Source organism: Bacillus sp. TSO22 (assembly GCF_020223595.1).
GTDB lineage: Bacteria > Bacillota > Bacilli > Bacillales > Bacillaceae > Bacillus > Bacillus inaquosorum.
In genome coordinates this window covers 280771-298792 of sequence record NZ_JAHAWO010000011.1, presented here as the reverse complement: position 1 = coordinate 298792, position 18022 = coordinate 280771, and the positions used below count along the sequence as shown (strand labels likewise).

Annotated in this window: 17 protein-coding genes; 8 read left to right on the top strand and 9 right to left on the bottom strand. The window is 46.3% G+C overall.

The window, feature by feature from the left end; genetic code table 11:
• Positions 1 to 20: 20 nt before the first annotated feature.
• The 7 genes from KHQ79_RS13830 to cidR all read right to left on the bottom strand — a co-directional run bounded on the left by KHQ79_RS13830 (position 21) and on the right by cidR (position 7326).
• Positions 21 to 623, bottom strand: coding sequence for a DsbA family oxidoreductase (locus KHQ79_RS13830; protein WP_133485548.1), 603 nt, complete (start codon positions 621 to 623; stop codon positions 21 to 23).
• A gap of 281 nt (positions 624 to 904) precedes the next feature.
• The gene (gene efeB, locus KHQ79_RS13825) at positions 905 to 2155 is read right to left on the bottom strand and encodes an iron uptake transporter deferrochelatase/peroxidase subunit (protein WP_225515647.1); all 1251 of its coding nucleotides are present in this window, start codon (positions 2153 to 2155) and stop codon (positions 905 to 907) included.
• Positions 2156 to 2173: 18 nt separating this feature from the next.
• Positions 2174 to 3331, bottom strand: coding sequence for an iron uptake system protein EfeO (efeM, locus tag KHQ79_RS13820; protein ID WP_225515645.1), 1158 nt, complete (start codon positions 3329 to 3331; stop codon positions 2174 to 2176).
• Complete coding sequence (gene efeU, locus KHQ79_RS13815) at positions 3328 to 4773, bottom strand: ferrous ion permease EfeU (RefSeq protein WP_225515643.1); 1446 nt, start codon at positions 4771 to 4773, stop codon at positions 3328 to 3330. Before efeU ends, efeM begins: the two co-directional genes overlap by 4 nt.
• A gap of 156 nt (positions 4774 to 4929) precedes the next feature.
• Positions 4930 to 5598 (bottom strand): thiamine phosphate synthase, encoded by a 669-nt coding sequence (gene thiE / locus KHQ79_RS13810; RefSeq protein ID WP_019259827.1) that lies wholly within the window; start codon positions 5596 to 5598, stop codon positions 4930 to 4932.
• Positions 5595 to 6413 carry a hydroxyethylthiazole kinase gene (thiM, locus tag KHQ79_RS13805; RefSeq protein ID WP_225515641.1) on the bottom strand — a complete coding sequence of 273 codons (819 nt, stop codon included), beginning with the start codon at positions 6411 to 6413 and terminating at the stop codon, positions 5595 to 5597. Before thiM ends, thiE begins: the two co-directional genes overlap by 4 nt.
• A 7-nt stretch (positions 6414 to 6420) precedes the next feature.
• Positions 6421 to 7326, bottom strand: a complete 906-nt coding sequence (cidR, locus tag KHQ79_RS13800; protein WP_003236063.1) for a cidABC operon transcriptional activator CidR — start codon at positions 7324 to 7326, stop codon at positions 6421 to 6423.
• 105 nt (positions 7327 to 7431) lie between these two features.
• Between cidR and KHQ79_RS13795 the strand changes: the two genes are divergently transcribed.
• The 4 genes from KHQ79_RS13795 to KHQ79_RS13780 all read left to right on the top strand — a co-directional run bounded on the left by KHQ79_RS13795 (position 7432) and on the right by KHQ79_RS13780 (position 10020).
• Positions 7432 to 7818, top strand: coding sequence for a CidA/LrgA family holin-like protein (locus tag KHQ79_RS13795; protein WP_003222205.1), 387 nt, complete (start codon positions 7432 to 7434; stop codon positions 7816 to 7818).
• The gene (locus KHQ79_RS13790; RefSeq protein ID WP_225515639.1) at positions 7800 to 8477 is read left to right on the top strand and encodes a CidB/LrgB family autolysis modulator; all 678 of its coding nucleotides are present in this window, start codon (positions 7800 to 7802) and stop codon (positions 8475 to 8477) included. The genes KHQ79_RS13795 and KHQ79_RS13790 overlap by 19 nt, the downstream gene beginning before the upstream one ends.
• Positions 8478 to 8583: 106 nt before the next feature.
• Positions 8584 to 9786 carry an MFS transporter gene (locus tag KHQ79_RS13785; RefSeq protein ID WP_225515637.1) on the top strand — a complete coding sequence of 401 codons (1203 nt, stop codon included), beginning with the start codon at positions 8584 to 8586 and terminating at the stop codon, positions 9784 to 9786.
• A 36-nt stretch (positions 9787 to 9822) separates the two neighbouring features.
• Positions 9823 to 10020 carry a YwbE family protein gene (locus KHQ79_RS13780; protein ID WP_003236073.1) on the top strand — a complete coding sequence of 66 codons (198 nt, stop codon included), beginning with the start codon at positions 9823 to 9825 and terminating at the stop codon, positions 10018 to 10020.
• Between the two features lie 34 nt (positions 10021 to 10054).
• Here KHQ79_RS13780 and KHQ79_RS13775 read toward each other — a convergent pair whose 3' ends face one another.
• Positions 10055 to 11242 carry a class I SAM-dependent rRNA methyltransferase gene (locus KHQ79_RS13775; RefSeq protein WP_225515635.1) on the bottom strand — a complete coding sequence of 396 codons (1188 nt, stop codon included), beginning with the start codon at positions 11240 to 11242 and terminating at the stop codon, positions 10055 to 10057.
• 120 nt (positions 11243 to 11362) lie between these two features.
• Between KHQ79_RS13775 and glxA the strand changes: the two genes are divergently transcribed.
• Positions 11363 to 11743: a glyoxalase GlxA gene (glxA, locus tag KHQ79_RS13770; RefSeq protein WP_003236077.1), complete on the top strand. Its 381-nt coding sequence runs from the start codon at positions 11363 to 11365 to the stop codon at positions 11741 to 11743.
• 50 nt (positions 11744 to 11793) lie between these two features.
• Here the strand turns inward: glxA and celB are convergent, their stop codons facing one another.
• On the bottom strand, positions 11794 to 13128 hold the full coding sequence (celB, locus tag KHQ79_RS13765) for a PTS cellobiose transporter subunit IIC (RefSeq protein ID WP_225515633.1): 1335 nt from the start codon (positions 13126 to 13128) through the stop codon (positions 11794 to 11796).
• Between the two features lie 227 nt (positions 13129 to 13355).
• Here celB and KHQ79_RS13760 point away from each other — a divergent pair, with 227 nt between their 5' ends.
• The 3 genes from KHQ79_RS13760 to sacY all read left to right on the top strand — a co-directional run bounded on the left by KHQ79_RS13760 (position 13356) and on the right by sacY (position 18020).
• Entirely contained in the window at positions 13356 to 15293 is a 1938-nt protein-coding gene (locus KHQ79_RS13760; RefSeq protein WP_225515631.1) for a minor protease Epr, read from the top strand.
• 449 nt (positions 15294 to 15742) lie between these two features.
• Complete coding sequence (gene sacX / locus KHQ79_RS13755) at positions 15743 to 17122, top strand: SacY negative regulator SacX (RefSeq protein WP_225515629.1); 1380 nt, start codon at positions 15743 to 15745, stop codon at positions 17120 to 17122.
• Between the two features lie 55 nt (positions 17123 to 17177).
• Positions 17178 to 18020 carry a transcription antiterminator SacY gene (gene sacY, locus KHQ79_RS13750; protein ID WP_003236088.1) on the top strand — a complete coding sequence of 281 codons (843 nt, stop codon included), beginning with the start codon at positions 17178 to 17180 and terminating at the stop codon, positions 18018 to 18020.
• Positions 18021 to 18022 lie beyond the last annotated feature (2 nt).

Genomic DNA, 18022 nt, shown 5'->3' with positions numbered 1-18022 from the left:
CTTGTATAGAGAGCTTTTTCTTACTTTTTCTGCTGTTCGTCAGAAATTGCTTTTTCAAATACGTCCTTGCCGGCTGCTCCCGGAATGACGGTGTCGCCAATGATAAAAGTTGGAACGGCTGTGATGTCAGCCTCTTCATAGGCGTGCTTTAAGGCTTGGCGCTGTACGTCCTGATATGTTCTTGATTCCAGTGCGGATTTGAATGAGGCTCCGTCTAGTCCCACTTCCTCGGCAAGCTTCGTCAAGATGTCAATGTCGCCAATATTTTGGCCCTCTTGGAAAAATGCTTGAAAGACACGGGTGTTGTATTCATGTCCTTTATCAAATTCCTTTGCAAAGTGAAAGCCTTCAAACGCCAAACCTGTATATGGATGAGGCGAGACGTTTGGAAAATTGATCTCGACTCCTAATTTGTCCGCCATTGGCTGAATCGATGTCTGCCACATGTACTGTTTGGAAGGATCATTGACCGGGTCAAGCTGTGGAGATGGGCTTGGGCGCAGTTCAAACGGCATCCACTCGACGTCAACATCCTTTCCTTTTATCGCTTCTTCAAAAGCGGCTTTTCCAATGAAGCAAAATGGGCAGACGTAATCTGAATAAACTTTGATGTGTACTGTCATGATAATCTCCTTTCGTATAGATTGATTTTAAACTGTAACAATAAAAGTTACAACTGTTTTTTTAAAAAAGAAGCCGATAAGGCTTCTTTCAGATTGTTGACAAAATCCTAAAACGATTTAGGATTTTGTCATCCTTTCAGCGTGATTGAAAACCCTTGAAGTCTAGGAAAGCCGAGCATTGGAGCGGAGCGAATGCTCTAATTCGTGAGCACCAACGCACAGGCTTGACAACGAATGCGAGGGTTTGTCGACACGCTGAAAGAAGCCTGTAAAGGCTTCTTTTATGATTCCAGCAAACGCTGGGCAATATATTCTCCTTTTTTGCAGCCGCCTGGGCATGCATATAAAGCAGAACCGATTGTTTGCGTGTATTCGTTTAACGCATCCTTTGCTGAAAGAGCCTTCAGCATGGGGATGAACTGATTGTCGGGATTTTTTTGAAAGCTGATAAACAGGAGACCCGCATCCATATAGCCGGTTTTCGGATCAAGTCCTTCTGTGTAAGAGAAAGCTCTTCGCAAAATTTGTTTTCCCGTAGATTTCGCAAGGTTAACGTGTGAATTTGCCGGGATTTGATTCAGCTTCACGGGGTCTGTTTCTTTTTTCTGGCCAAAAGGCGCTCCCGAGCTTTTTCTGCGGCCGAAGGTATCCTCTTGATCCTTGAGGGAAGAGCGGTCCCATATCTCAAGGAACATTTTGATTTTCCGAAAGGCCATATAGGTACCGCCCGTCATCCAGTCGGGTTCACCGGACTGAATCCACACGATCGAGTTCATCAAGGTGTCATCCTTCATGCTCTGGTTGCCTGTTCCATCTTTAAACCCGAAGAGGTTGCGCGGCGTTTCACCATTTTTTCCTCCGCTTAAAAAGCCTTTGTTCACAAAGCGGACCTCACAGGTTCCGACCGCTTGATTCAGCAGGTTCCGCAGTGCGTGAAACGCCACTTGTTCATCGTCTGCGCATACTTGAATGCAGATGTCTCCGCCTCCCTGCTTCTCATCCAGATTGTCATTCGGCATCGCTGGAAGAGCGGCAAGATGCTTCGGTTTTTTGTTTTTCAGCCCAAAGCGGTCCTTTCCGTCTTTTTCAAAAAAGCCAGGCCCAAATCCGAATGTGACCGTTAAATTGGAAGGGGATAAATCAACCGATTCACCTGTATCCTGCGGCGGCAGATATTGATTTTTCTGCTCAGCTGACATTTTCTTTCCAGACGTCAGCATCTGTGTCAGACTTGTCCAGTTTCTGAATAATGTAATGATGTCGCTCTTCTCTTTTGCAGTTACATCCAGCGCCGCAAAATAGGCATACGTCTGATGGGCAGTTGTGATTCCGGCCTGATGCTTTCCGTAAAACGGAACAACCTGCTCATCCTCTTTTTCATCCTTTTTCGACGACTTAGCCGCGGTCTGAACAAGCGGAGCGAGACCGCCGAGTCCGCTGGCACCGATCGCAACGGCCGCGCCTGCCATCGCTCCCCATTTTAGGATGTCCCGTCTATGAATTTGTTCTGGCTTTTTTTGTTCATCGCTCATGCTGTTACAAAACTCCTTTTATAGCACATTCGCAATCTTCGACATGGTTTCAGAAAGAGTCGTCAGCTTTGTGCTCAGCTCTCTGATTTGATCTTCACTTAATTTATCATAAGACGTATAGGACTGATCATTTGTTTTGTATTTTGCCATTAAAACTTCAAATTCGCTGAACTCCGTATCCAGTTTTTCCGTCAGGTCAGAGTGATCTTTTACAAGCGCGCTTTTCACTGTTTGATAAACAGCTTCGGAGCCTTCCACATTCGCCATGAGGTCGACTAAATCGATTCGTGAGTAGCGCTCTTCTTCTCCCGTGATTTTCGAAATGCCGGCTTCGTTCAGAAGCTCCATCGCGCCTGCTACAATTTGTTCAGGTGTTAATTTCAGTGCTTCAATTGAACCGTCAAGCTCTTTTACATCCTTGAGAAGCTGGTCAGCCGTTGCCTTTTCCCCGGAAATATCTTGATCCTTCCAAATGGCTTTCTCAAGCTTGTGGAAACCTGTCCATTTGTCTCCTTCTTCTACATCGTTTTCACGGGCGTCAATTTTCGGATCAAGGTCACCAAGGCTTTCAGCGATCGGTTCAATTCGCTCATAATAAACACGCGCTTTCGCATATAACGTTTTAGACTTTTCGATATCGCCGGATTTCACAGCGCTTGTAAATGCTTCAGTCGCTTTTACAAGCTGATCGCTCTGCTCTTTGACATAGTTTTTATATTCGTCCGCTGCTTTTTCCAGCTGATCGCTTGCCTTTTTGCTGCTCTTCTTCGCTTCTGTCAGGTCTTCTAAGGACGATTTCAGTGACTCGGATTCTGTCTTGATTTTGTCTGTATCCGGTTTGTCTTTCTGTGCTTCTGTATAGATGGGCTGAAGGTGCTTTTCGATTTCTGTATATTCGAATGGATAGTCGCCGCGGATATCATTTTCAAAGGAAAGCCAGTAGCTGTTTAGCTCTTTCCCCTTCTTTTCAATTTCCTTTTGGTCTCCTTTTTCCGCTGAATCATTCAGCTTGGAAATGATGGTTTCCATTTTATCTACGGATGCGGCGATCTCTTTGCTGACCCCGCTTTTTTCAGATGAAGCTTTTTCTTTGGTTGAGGATGTGTCATTGGCTCCGCAGCCTGCGCACAGCGCAAGGATGCAGCCGGCTGATACAGCGATTTTTGTGAAATTCATTTCGTCAGTTCCTTTCCGTTTGTAAAATGTTTTGCCGCTTCTGAGACAAGCGCAATCAGTAAAAAGAGTAAAATCAGCAATTGCGGAACCGTGCTGTACACGGACGGATAAATTCCAAGCACCGATACAGACGGCAGCCAACTCTCTGCATCAGACGGGAGAATGCCCGCCAGCTGCAGGCTGTGAACGCCTGTTCCGAGAAATTTCACGCACATATACAGGACGACCGCCATGGACAGCAGGAAAAACGGCTTCAATGGGATACGCATTCCGAGCTTAATCATGAGAACACCGACGATAACGAGAACGATAAGCCCCGCGGCAGTTCCGCCAATCAGTTCAGTGAGCGGCAGCTTCCCGACAAGCCCGATGAAAAAGATGACCGTTTCAAGCCCTTCTCTCACCACTGCCAGAAATGCGATCAGGCCGAAGGAAAGCAGACTTCGTTTTTTCAGGGCCTGTGACTTCTGGGTATTGATTTTTTCTCTCCATTTGTCCATTGAGGCATTTCTGTGCAGCCATACTCCTACATACAAAAGCATGACAGCAGACAGCACGCCGGTGACCCCGCCAAGCAAGAAATTGTTTTCCCCGAATATGTTGGAGGAGAACAGAAGCGTGACACCTATGCCGGCTGCCAAGGAAACAACCATGCCGGCGGATGCTCCGCCCCAGATCCATGTAGAGGAACGCGTGACACGGGCTTTTTTTGTCATGGTTAAAAGCGCCCCGATAACAAGCAGGGCCTCCATCCCTTCACGAATCGGAATGAGTGCCGCATCCCACCAGCTATAGCTGCTTGAAGCGATTGGCTCGAGCAATTGAATCATTTCGTCAATTTGCTTTGATACCTTTTCGGGATGACTGTCGATTTCAGCCTTCATCAGCGCCAGGTTTTCCTCTGATGTCGTATAGGCTTCCTTCGATTGGGAAACGACGTCCCCCTCAACAGCGAGCCAGGATGTAATTAAATTGTCGATTGCGGATGATGCTTGATCCAATTGGTTTTTTTGTATTAGCTGTTTTGTGTCTTTTAAGCTTTGTATATAGGCTGTTAAGGACGCCCTTGATTGACCCGAGGATGTCTTTTTCAGCACGACAGCCTGCTGATAGGTTCCTAAATGAGAAGAAAGCTCTTCAAGCTGCGTTTTGAGCTTGTCTGCGTCTTGATTGATGAAAGAAAGAGAAATCATCGCGATATTCGAGTCCATTTTGCTGTGGGAAGAAAGATTTTCCTTTTTAATAGAAGGTTCTTCTTTTTTCCACTTCGCCTTGAATGTTTCAAATGTTTGTTGTGCCGAGTCTATATCTCCGTCTTTTACAGATTCGATCATTTGCTTGTTTAATTGAATCAGTGCAGCGATCGGATCGTCTTCCGCATGTGCCGCAGAACCGAAAACCATCAACAAGCTGAATAAAATAAGTGCCAGCCCCCGAGCCATCATGTTCCTCCTATAACTGAAAATGATTATCATTGTATATCATAATCATAGCCAGTTCCTGTTCTTTGTCAATTAAAATTTGAAGGTCTGAAAACCTTGATGCCACAGCAAAAAGGCTGTCCTTTACAGGACAGCCTTTTGAATGGAAAACAACGTTTATCTTCCCGCTTTATACGTTTGAATTTCTTCATGAAACTTGCGTGCGGCACCTTCTGGATCCTCCGCCTGACTGATGGCGCTGATCATACTGACACCGTCGGCCCCCGCTTGGATAACAGGAGCGGCATTTTCGATTGTGATGCCGCCGATGCCCACAATTGGTATGCCGATGCCTTGGCGGCGAACCGCTTCGATAAGAGATACACCCTGTACGGCTCTCGTATCCTTTTTCGTTTCTGTCGGATAGATTGGCCCGAGTCCGACATAATCCGCGCCATCTTCTTCAGCTTGCTTCACCTCAGACATTGTATGGGCGGAAACGCCAAGAATCATATCGCCTATAGCGTCTCTTACTTCTTTTGCGCTGGCGTCTTCCTGGCCGATGTGTATACCGTCAGCCTTCAGCGTCAGGGCCAGCTCCACATCATCATTGACTATGAATGGAACACCGGCTTCACGGCAGGCTTCCTGCACGTTTTTAGCGAATTCAATCCGCGCCTCCCCTGCCAGCGCGTCCCCGCCCTTTTCACGAAATTGGTAAAGAGTGGCGCCGCCTTTTAACGCTTTTTGTACGACAGTGACAGGATCGGCTTTCGTATTGTTCGACCCCATAATGAAGTAAACAGATAATAACTCTTTCATCATTTCCCGAGAAATACGTGTCATGAGACAGTCACCCTTTCTATTGTCGCCAGTTCTTGGACATCTTGTTCAGTAACAGATGAAAGCTTGTTCAGCAATTCAATCTGAAAGCTTCCCGGACCTTTGTCAGCTGTCTGCTGTGCGGCAAGCTGAGCTGCAACACCATACGAAGAAATGGCAGCAATAGCAGCAAACAATGGATTTTCTTCCACAGCACAAAACGCACCGACAACAGACGTCAGCAGGCATCCGGCGCCTGTCACTTTCGTCAGCAGCTTGTGGCCGTTATGAAGGGTATATACGTTTGACGTGTCGGCTATGACATCGACTTCGCCAGTAATGGCAATGACCGTGTTGAGTTTTTGTGCCGCCTGCTGGGCCAGCCGGATGATGTCGCCTCCGCCTTCTCCCGCATCAACGCCTTTGATCAGCCAATCGGTCACGCCGACGGTATGGGCAATTTCCGCCGCGTTTCCTCTGATCGCAGCGAGACGCACCTCACGAATGATGTCACGCGCCGATTCAGTACGGAACGGTGTTGCTCCAGCCCCGACAGGATCAAGAATGACAGGGACGCCATGTTCATTGGCTGATTTACCCGCGATGATCATCGCTTCGACTGATTCCTTGCTCAGCGTTCCAATATTCAAAACGAGCGCACCCGCAATCTTCGCCATGTCGGCGACCTCTTCTTTCGCGTACGCCATAACCGGTGATGCGCCGAAGGCGAGCAGGCCGTTTGCTGTAAAATTCGTTACGACATTATTGGTTATGCTGTGCACCAGAGGGCTATGCTGGCGGACAGCAGTAAGACATTTTGCTGCTGATTGTGCATCCATGTTTGCATCATCCTTTACTATCTTTTTTCGGGTCCCATAAATACGATTTCGTATGTTCGAGCCAAGCTCTGGCCGCAAAGGGCAAGTAACGGTCCTTTCTCCAAATAATGGCGAGGTGCCAAGGGATGACCGGATCGACAAGCGGAATGACTTTTACTTTTTCCGGGTCAAGTCCGCGGCAGATTCGTTCCGGCAAAAGCCCGATTCCAAGGTTGGCTGACACCATCTCACTGATAAAATCCCATTGCGAGGTTTCATAAATGATATGAGGCCTGAATCCAGCCTTGATACATTCCGTCATAATTCGATTGTGCAGGACAAAATCCTCCCTGAAGAAAATAAAAGGCTCGTCCTTCAACTCACGCAGCCTGCACTCTTTTTCGTCTGCCAGCCTGTGGGAAGGGTGAACGACAAGCATTAAGGTTTCTTTTACGATTGTAAACGAATGAAAAATATCTTCATTTGCAGGAAGAACCACAACGCCGATATCAAGAGAGCCGTCCCCAACGCCATCTTGGACTTTTATAGAACCGTCTTCGACTAGCTGAAAGGTGATATTCGGATAGTTTTCACGAAAATCCCCGAGCACTCTTGGGAAAAATCCTGATCCGATCATCGGCGGCAGTCCGATCCGCACGTGTCCTTTCTTGACCTCCATAATATCATTTAATTCTGACGTCAGGTTTTGAAATGATTTTATAATTTCCTGCGCCTGCACATACATGCTCTGGCCGGCGTCAGTCAGTTCCACCTGCCTGCCGTTTCGGTAAAACAGTTCAATCCCGAGCTCTTCTTCTAAATTTTTGATCATTTTTGATATCGTCGGCTGAGAAACATAAAGGGATTGGGAAGCCTTCGTAAAGCTTTTTAAACGGGCGACTTCCAAGAAATATGTTAAATGGCGGATATCCATGTGCTTCACCCTTTCTATAGACAAAAGGAATACTTATTATTCTTTATATATATTTTACCTATAGCGAGACCTTATGTACAATATGAATATAAGGGAGGCATCAATATGAAAAAACTGTTGCTAACCGTTATTCAAATCGCTCTGTTATTTATATTTGCTCGGCTGATTAATTGGGTGACAGCCCTTCTTCATATAAATATTCCCGGCAGTATAATTGGGATTGTGATTCTTTTCACATTATTACACTTTAAGATCATCAAGCTTGAATGGATAGAGCTTGGCGCTGCGTGGCTTCTCGGGGAGCTGCTTTTATTTTTTATCCCGTCTGCCGTCGGAGTGATTGAATACGGAGACATTATGTCGAAATTTGGTGTCAGCATTCTGCTTGTTGTCATCATCAGCACGTTTGTCGTGATGGTGTCTACAGGAACGCTTACACAAATCATTGCAAAAAGAAAGGAGAAAAAGCATACGTGTTCATCGGAATTGTAAGTTTGCTTTTAACGGTTTTGGTGTATTTAGGAGCAAAAAAAGTATATCAACGCTTTCCGCGTGTCTATACGTCGCCGCTATTGGTGACGCCCGCTGTGTTAGTCGGTCTGCTGCTGCTGGTGAATGTCCCGTACGAGTCATATAATCTCGGCGGCGAATTGCTGACCGATATGCTTCAGCCAGCTACCGTGGCATTCGCGATCCCGCTATATAAATATTTCCCTGTTTTAAAGAAATACGCAGTGGAAATTATTTTGAACGTGGCCGTCGGTTCATGCATCGCGATTATTTCAACCGCTCTTATTGCGAAATGGCTTCACCTCGGCACCGGCTTAATTGATAGCCTCGTCCCGAGATCAGTGACAACGCCGATCGCAATGAACGTATCGGAAATGATCGGCGGAATGCCTGCCGTCACAGCCGTATTTGTGATTTTGACCGCTTTGTTAGGCACAGTGATCGGCCCGATGGTCATCCGCTATTTCCGCATTGATAATGAAATCGCGCGGGGCGTGCTGCTTGGTACAAGCGCACACGGAGCGGGAACGTCAAAAGCATTTGAGCTTAGCTCTGTGTCCGGCACGATTTCCAGTGTGTCGATGATCTTAGCTGCGATTATGACGCTTTGCGCGGCGCCGTTTTTACTTTCATTTATGTAAGAAAAAACTGTCCTCTCAAGGGCAGTTTTTTTTATGTGCTTCCCCTTATTGAAAAGCTGGCGAATTCCAATATAATGTAATTTGTGGATACCAAAGGAGGCACCCCATGCACAACTTGCAGGTGAGACGGCATTACGCCGCGTTAAAAGGATTTTATTTGTTTGCTTTTCTCGGCACGGGCAGCATTATCCCCTTACTCAGTATGTATTTAACGAAAGAACAGCATGTAAGCGGATCACAGGTCGGCTTGATCATGTCACTCGGTCCGATTGTGATGATTTTCTTTCAGCCGTTTTGGGGCATGCTGAGTGACTATACGCAAAAAACGAAAATCCTGCTGGCGGTTTGCACATCAATCACAGGCATCATTGGATTAGGCTATATTGCATTTGACGGCTTTCCTCTGTTTATTTTAATCGCGGCCTGTTTTGCAGCCTTTCAAAGCACGATTATTCCATTATCGGACAGCATTTCACTAAGGTACACTCAAGAAACAAACGGCAACTACGGCGGAATTCGCCTGTTTGGTTCTCTCGGCTTCGGCATCGCAGTGTTTGCCATGGGACAGGTAACGAATCAGCTGTACCCCATTCACGTGATCTTTATCTTTGGCTGTGCCTTTCTGTGCATCGCCGCCATATTGGCCTCACAAATGCCTGGCCAGCAGAAAACAAAAACAAAGGTCAATATCCGCAAAGGATTCCGGGAGCTTATCAGCAACAAAACGTTCCTCATCTTTATGATCATCACCTTTACGACATTTGCTCCAAACTTAGCGAACAATACGTATTTCAGTCTTTTTCTGGACAAAAGCGGCGCGTCACTTTCCGCTATCGGCATTTTATTTTTCATCGGCGTCATTTCGGAAATTCCATTTATGCGATTTGCCCAAACATTTATAGATAAAATGGGGCTGCTCAACGTCATTATGCTGTCAGGCGGGGTCTCATTATTCAGGTGGGCGCTCTATTTCACAGCGCCTTCATTATGGATTATTTATGCGACGGTCTTTCTTCAGGGAGTTGCGATCGGTTTATTTATCCCGGCGGCGCTTCAATATGTAAAAAAGATTACGCCAAGCCACGTTGAAGCGACGGCGCTGACCATGTACGCCGCCATCGGCAATGGATTCGGCAACTGGTTCTGTACATTTACAGGCGGATACATTTTTGACTACGTGTCAATCTTCGCAGTCTACTTGCTTTTTGGCATTCTGAGCATAGCAGGCTTTGGGCTGACATTATATTTAATGAAGGCTGAAAAAAACAAAAATACACTTCATCAGCCGGCTGTTACTTTTAAACCATAATGACTATAATGAACAAAAGGAAAGGGGATGTACGCTATGAACGGACAAGAGCGAAGCAGCATTTCGAAAGGATTACAGGTTGATATTGTATTGAAAGCAGATCAAAAAACGGGAAAACTGACGAGAGGGACAGTGAAGGATATTTTGACGAAATCAAGCTTTCATCCGCACGGCATTAAAGTACGGCTTGAAGATGGCCGCATCGGCCGCGTCCAGCAGATCATTTCTACATAAAAAAAGCTGCTCCTGAACAGGGCAGCTTTTTTCTTTATTTTTTCTGCAGAAAGACCACTTTTAGGTAGTTGCCTTCCGGAAAAGCCGAAATCGTTTTAAAATCCTCCGGCAGTGTAAATTCCTCAATGATGGTGTAGCGTTCATTTGTTTCTTTAAAGGCGGCATCAATAAAGCCTTTGAATTTCTTCATGCCGAAGGCGCTGCTGTTTGTGGAAGCAACGATGATGCCCTTGTCATCTGTGATGGCGACCGTTTCCTTCAGCAGGTTTTTATAATCCTTGGCCGCGCTGAAGGTGCGTTTTTTTGTACGCGCAAAGGAAGGCGGGTCGAGAATAATCAGATCAAAGCGCAGATCCTTTTTCGCGGCATATGAAAAATAGTTAAACACGTCCATCACTTTAATGTCGTGTGCCTCGTAATCCAGCTTGTTCACGCTGAATTGCTCAATCGTTTTGGCAAGGCTCCGGTTTGCCACGTCTACGCTTGTTGTTTTCTCCGCTCCGCCAAGCGCCGCTGCCACGGAGAATGCCCCCGTATAAGAAAACGTATTTAACACTGTTTTTCCTTTTGCATAGCGGTCTCTGATCACCTTGCGCACATGTCTCTGATCCAAAAAGATGCCCGTCATGGCGCCTTCATTCAGATCCACCGCGTATTGAATGCCATTTTCCAGAATGATGATTGGGAACTCGCCTCTTTCCCCCTTCACGAAGTCATCATCTTCAACATATTGTCCCGCCGTGTCGAAGCGTTTTTTCTCGTAAATGGCTTTATAGTTCAGTTCCAGCTCATCCAAAGCGGAAATCAGCATGTCTTTAAAGGCGTAAATGCCTTTGCTGTACCATTGAACCAGCAGATAGCCGTCATAATAGTCAATCGTGATGCCGCCAACGCCGTCTCCCTCACCATTGAACATGCGGAAAGCGGTAGTATCTTGGGCCGCGAAAAGTTTGGCACGCGCTTGAACCGCTTTTGTTAATTTGCTGAGAAAAAATGCTTGGTCAATCTGTTCATTCTTATTGCGGGTAAGCGTCCAGCCGACCCCTTTGTTTTGCAGGCCATAATACCCCCGCGCAAGAAACTCGCCGCTCTCAGACACGATATCAACGAGGTCTCCTTCTTTCACGTGCCCCGCACTCCCTGCGAGAGCTTCCTTTTCGATGAGCGGATAGCCTTTTTTGATTTTTGCAGCATGTGCTTTCTTTAGGGTGAGTAGCTTCATATATTTCGTCCTCTTTCTGTTTGCTTTCTCTTATCGTACCACAAAACGCCAAGATGTCTGCATTGACAGAAAGGAAAGGTTTTTCTACGATAGACAAAAAGAGTTACGAGGAGGAGCAGCATGGCAAAACGAATTGACCATACAGGCATTATGGTAAGGGATATCAACGCGTCCATCACATTTTATGAAGAGGTTCTCGGCATGAAATTGAAGGATCGCATCACACATACGAACGGCGTAATCGAGCTTGCTTTTCTTGGCTTTGAAGACGGTCCGGAAACAGAAATCGAACTGATTCAAGGCTACAGCAGTGAGCTTCCCGTCGAAGGAAAAGTGCACCACATTGCCCTGCTGACGGATGACATCGCGGCTGAATATACAAAAGCGGAAAGAATGAACGCGAAATTTATCGACGAAGAGATCACAACTCTTCCAAACGGGTACCGTTACTTCTATATTGAAGGTCCTGATGGCGAGTGGATTGAGTTCTTTCAGCGTTAAGAAAAAAGCAGCGTAACGCTGCTTTTTTTATTATTTAAACGCTTACAAAATTACGAAACATTCTCACCCCCAGATTCAACCGCACTCTCTTCCTTCCATTTTTGATGATCCCATATTCTGAAAAACGGATAGTAGATGGCGCAGGTGATCAGCAGATTCACCAGCTGCATAACAGCACCCGATACCTTTCCGCCTGTCGCCAGGTAGCCTGATATGAGCGGCGGCATCGTCCATGGCACGGCGATTCCGGCCGGCCTTGCCACCAGTCCGGTGCTCATGCCGATATAAGTTGCTGTTATCGTGAGGAGTGGTGCAATGATAAAAGGAACAATGAGGAGCGGGTTCATGACAATCGGCATGCCGAAAATGATCGGCTCGTTGATATTAAATAGCGCAGGTCCAATCCCTAATCGGCCAAGCTGCTTCATTTGTTTGCTCCGGGAGCGCACAAGCATCGTCAGGACAAGCGCCAGCGTCGCTCCGCTCCCACCGACATTGATCCAAATTTGAAAGAACTGAGTCGTAAAAATACTCGGCAGCGCCTCGCCAGCCTGAAACGCGAGACGGTTGGCATCCATCGCGCCGTACCAAATCGGCGCCATAATTCCGCCAATGATTGAAGCCCCGTGAATCCCGCACGACCAAAGCAGCATCTGCACAAACTCAGCGATCAGGCTTCCACCGAGACTGCCGCCAAGGATGGAAAGCGGTGTGCCAAGCAGGTCTCCTACGACATTGTGCAGGCTTTGAAAAGGCGTTATTTCAATCAGAAGACGCGCCAGCCACACTAGAAAAACAATGATAAAGCCGGGAATCAGCGCGACAAATGATTTGCTTACCGCCGGCGGCACGCCGTCTGGCATTTTGAAGACGATATTTTTTTGAATAATGTACCGATAAATTTCAGTTGAAAACAAAGCGATCAGCATGGCGACAAATAAACCCTTGCTGCCAAGCAGTGTGATCGGGATTCCGCCCCCGACCATGATGGATTCCGTTGAGCCATCCGGCGTAAACGGCACTTCAAACGGCGTTGCCAACAGAAATGCGGCAATTGATATCGCACCGGCTGATAGGGCATCGACACCATAGCTTTCTGCCAGCCGATAGGCGATTCCAAACGCGGCAATCATCGCCATAATATCAAACGAAGCATTAACCGGATATCCGAGCTTATCCGCCCACTCTTTCCCAAACACACTCGTCATGAAATCAGCATAACCAGGAATCGGCAGGCTCGTTAAAATCAAAAAGACAGACCCGATAATAATCAGCGGCATGGTCAGGATAATTCCGTCACGCAAAGCGCTGAGATGCCGTTGCCCGGCAATTTTCCCAGCGACAGGCATTATTTTTTCTTCCATCACCCGAGTGAATGCGCTCATCTGAAAAGCCCCCTTTTCTCATTGCTTTGTGAACAACCTTCGCAATGTTTTCTTTATCTTATTTTGAAAACGCTTACAAATTCATTTGGAAAATTTCCTCTTCCTGCGGAAAAAATCTGCATTCTGCTAAATAATCTGTCCATGAAAATATTTTTTCCTCCTTACTATCAAACTCTCTTTTTTCTCCGATATATATATCAAACATCATAGAAAAAAGGAGATGAACCATGAAAAACATGTCTTGCAAACTCATTGTATCAGCCACTCTGTTTTTCAGTTTTCTCGCCATAGGCCCTCTCGCTCATGCGCAAAACAGCAGCGAGAAAGAGGTTATTGTGGTTTATAAAAACAAAGCCGGCAAGGAAAGCGTTCTGGACAGCTATGCTGAGGTTGAACAACAGTATAAGCATCTGCCGGCGGTAGCGGTCACAGCAGATCAGGAGACAGTGAAAGAATTAAAACAGGATCCTGATATTTTGTATGTCGAAAACAATGTCTCCTTCACCGCAGCAGGCAGCACGGATTTCAAAGTCCTGTCAGACGGCACTGACACCTCTGACAACTTCGAGCAGTGGAACCTTGAGCCCATTCAGGTGAAACAGGCTTGGAAGGCAGGACTGACAGGCAAAGATGTCAAAATTGCAGTCATTGACAGCGGGATCTCCCCCCACGATGACCTGTCGATTGCCGGCGGGTTTTCAGCTGTCAGTTACACCTCTTCTTACAAAGATGATAACGGCCACGGAACACATGTCGCAGGGATTATCGGAGCCAAGCATAACGGCTATGGAATTGACGGCATCGCACCGGAAGCACAAATATACGCGGTTAAAGCGCTTGATCAGAACGGCTCGGGGGATCTTCAAGGTCTTCTCCAAGGAATTGACTGGTCGATCGCAAACGGGATGGACATCGTCAATATGAGCCTTGGCACGACGTCAGACAGCCAAATCCTTCATGACGCCGTGGACAAAGCTTATGAACAAGGCGTTCTGCTTGTTGCCGCAAGCGGGAACGACGGGAACGGCAAGCCAGTGAACTATCCGGCGGCATATAGCAGCGTCGTTGCGGTTTCAGCGACAAACGAAAAGAATCAGCTTGCCTCCTTCTCAACAACTGGAGATGAAGTTGAATTTTCAGCGCCGGGAACAAACATCACGAGCACTTACTTAAACCAATTTTATGCGACAGGAAGCGGAACATCCCAAGCGACACCGCACGCCGCTGCCATGTTTGCTTTGTTAAAACAGCGTGATCCTGCCGAGACAAACGTGCAGCTTCGTGCAGATATGCAGAAAAATATCGTTGATCTTGGAACAACAGGCCGCGATCAGCAATTTGGCTACGGCTTCATCCAGTATAAAGCGAAGGCAACAGATTCAGCGTACGCGGCGGCAGAGCAAGCGGTAAAAAAAGCGGAAAAGACAAAAACACAAACCGATATCAACAAAGCGAGAGAACTCGTCAGCCAGCTGCCGAATTCTGACGCCAAAACAGCCCTGCAAAAAAGACTGGATAAAATACAGTCAAACAGAAATGTAAAAGATGCGAAAGACAAAGTCGTAAAGGCAGAAAAGTATAAAACACAGCAAACCGTCGATACAGCCCAAGCTGCCATCAACAAGCTGCCGAACGGAACAGACAAAAAGAACCTGCAAAAACGCTTAGACCAAGTAAAACGCTATATTGCATCAAAGCAAGCGAAAGAGAAAGTGGCGAAAGCGGAAAAAAGCAAAAAGAAAACAGATGTTGACAGCGCCCAATCAGCAGTCAGCAAGCTGCCGGCAGGTTCAGAAAAAACGTCCCTGCAGAAGCGCCTTACCAAAGTGAAAAGCACCAATTTGAAAACGGCGCAGCAATCAGTCGCAGCAGCAGAAAAGAAATCAACTAATGCAAATGCGACAAAAGCACAATCGGCAGTCAATCAGCTTCAATCAGGCAAAGACAAAACGTCCTTGCAAAAACGGTTAGACAAAGTGAAGAAAAAAGCAGCGGCAGCCGAAGCAAAAAAAGTCGAAACTGCCAAAGCCAAAGTGAAGAAAGCGGAAAAAGACAAAACAAAACAATCAAAGGCATCCGCTCAGTCTGCAGTGAATCAATTACAAGCATCCAATGAAAAAACAAAGCTGCAAAAACGGCTGAATGCCGTCAAACCGAAAAAGTAACCAAAAAGCCTGTAAAACTTGTATTCTAAGTCTTACAGGCTTTTTTACATCCCTAAAAACACCACGCACAACCTTTTTCCCATTCACCGCACAGGCTTTTCATACTATTGCTATCCAGCCATGAACAGCATAAAATGAACGTTATTACAGTTATCACCACATATGGCGGGATTGTGACTGGTCAGGCAGGCAAAACCCAATGATGCAAAGGGAGTATTAGTGTCCAAAAAAATCAGGACATTTTAACTCTTCTTTTCGTGTTGGGCTTATAACGGCGCCATGGACAATCCCTATTTTCATGCTCCGTCACCGACGCGGGCATTTTTTGTTGTCCCTGCACGTTTTGTCATTATCAGCCGGTATTTCTCACTTTTTCATTTTGATTGTCAACTTTTCATTTGATACGATGAACAAGCCGACTTTTCTTCAGCAAAGGAGGTTTTGATTGCTTGCAAAAAGAGATTGGAAAAGAATTATTGCTCCTCGCAGGAGGAAAAAGCAATATTATCAGCATCAGCCATTGTACGACCCGTCTTCGTTTTGAGGTAAAAGACGAGACGAAAATCGATATACATGCCATAGAAAAACTGCACGGTGTACAGGGCACCTTTTTCCGATATGGGCTATTCCAGATTATCTTCGGAGCAGGCATCGTCAACAAAATATATAAAGAAGTTGTTCACGTGTGGGAGGCCGCGCCTTCTGAAGAGCCTGTTCAACAGAAAAAGGCCAAACGGAAGCTGAACCCTGTCGCAGCATTTGCAAAAACACTGTCCGATATTTTTGTGCCGATTATCCCGGCAATAACAGCAAGCGGCCTGCTCATGGGGCTGATCGGAATGATTAAGGTGTTTCACTGGTTCGCAGCTGACAGCCCGTGGATCAAAGTGCTCGACCTCGTGTCCAGTACAGCCTTTATTTTGCTGCCGATTTTGGTCGGCTTCAGTGCCGCACGGCAATTTGGCAGCAACCCATATTTAGGGGCAGTGATAGCAGGGCTCCTGACGCATCCTGATCTGCTGGACCCGTCTATGCTCGGCAGCAAAACCCCCGCTTCCTTAGACATCTGGGGGCTGCATATACCAATGATGGGCTATCAGGGCTCCATTATCCCGATTCTTCTCTCCGTTTATGTCATGAGCCAAATCGAGAAGCTGTTAAAATCGATTGTGCCGAAGTCGCTCGATGTCGTCATCATTCCTTTTATTACGGTCATGATGACAGGGTGCCTCGCGCTGATTGTGATGAATCCCGCCGCGTCTATCATCGGCCAGATCATGACACAGTCGATTGTCTATATTTACGATCACGCCGGCATTGCCGCCGGAGCCCTGTTCGGCGGCATCTACTCCACCATCGTTCTATCTGGCTTGCATCATAGCTTTTATGCGATAGAGGCAACGCTGCTTGCTGATCCGCATGTAGGAGTGAACTTTTTAGTGCCGATATGGTCGATGGCGAATGTGGCCCAAGGCGGAGCGGGGCTTGCGGTTTTCTTCAAAACGAAACAATCAAGCCTGAAGAAAATTGCGCTCCCTGCCTCCCTGACTGCGTTTTTAGGCATTGTGGAGCCGATTGTATTCGGAGTAAATGTCAAACTGATCCGCCCCTTTATCGGAGCTGCCATCGGCGGCGCTATTGGCGGAGCATACATGGTTGCGGTACATGTCGTGTCGAATTCCTACGGACTGACAGGCATTCCGATGATTTCAATCGTGCTGCCGTTCGGCGCAGCTAATTTTGTTCATTATATGATCGGTTTTTTGATCGCGGCCGTCTCTGCTTTTATAGCTACATTGTTTCTCGGGTTTAAAGAAGAGACAGAATAACTGGATTTATTCGTTTTCATTCATAAAACGGGGGATGAAAGGACAAAAAAAAGCTATGAAAATTAAAAGAATCTTAAATCATAATGCTATCGTCGTAAAGGATCAAAATGAAGAGAAGATTCTCTTAGGTGCAGGAATTGCGTTCGATAAAAAGAAGAATGATATTGTCGATCCGTCAAAAATAGAAAAAACCTTTGTCAGAAAAGATACACCTGACTATAAGCAGTTCGAAGAGATTTTAGAAACATTGCCGGAAGACCACATTCAGATTTCCGAGCAAATTATCTCCCATGCCGAAAAAGAGCTGAACATCAAAATCAACGAGCGCATTCACGTCGCTTTTTCAGACCATCTTTCCTTTGCGATCGAACGCCTGAGCAATGGAATGGTCATCAAAAATCCGCTGCTGAATGAGATCAAAGTTCTTTATCCGAAGGAATTCCAGATCGGCTTGTGGGCCAGAACGCTAATTAAAGATAAACTGGGGATTCACATTCCTGATGATGAAATCGGCAATATTGCCATGCATATCCACACAGCAAGAAACAATGCCGGTGATATGACACAGACGCTTGATATTACAACAATGATCCGTGATATTATCGAGATTATTGAAATTCAGCTGTCAATCAATATTGTTGAAGATACCATTTCTTATGAACGGCTTGTGACCCATCTCCGCTTTGCCATTCAGCATATCAAAGCGGGTGAATCCATTTACGAGCTGGATGCAGAAATGATCGACATTATTAAAGAGAAGTTTAAGGATGCCTTCCTGTGTGCCCTAAGCATCGGCACATTTGTGAAGAAGGCATACGGCTTTGAGTTTCCTGAGAAAGAATTGTGCTATATCGCCATGCATATTCAGCGGTTTTACCAACGGTCAGTCGCACGCTGAGG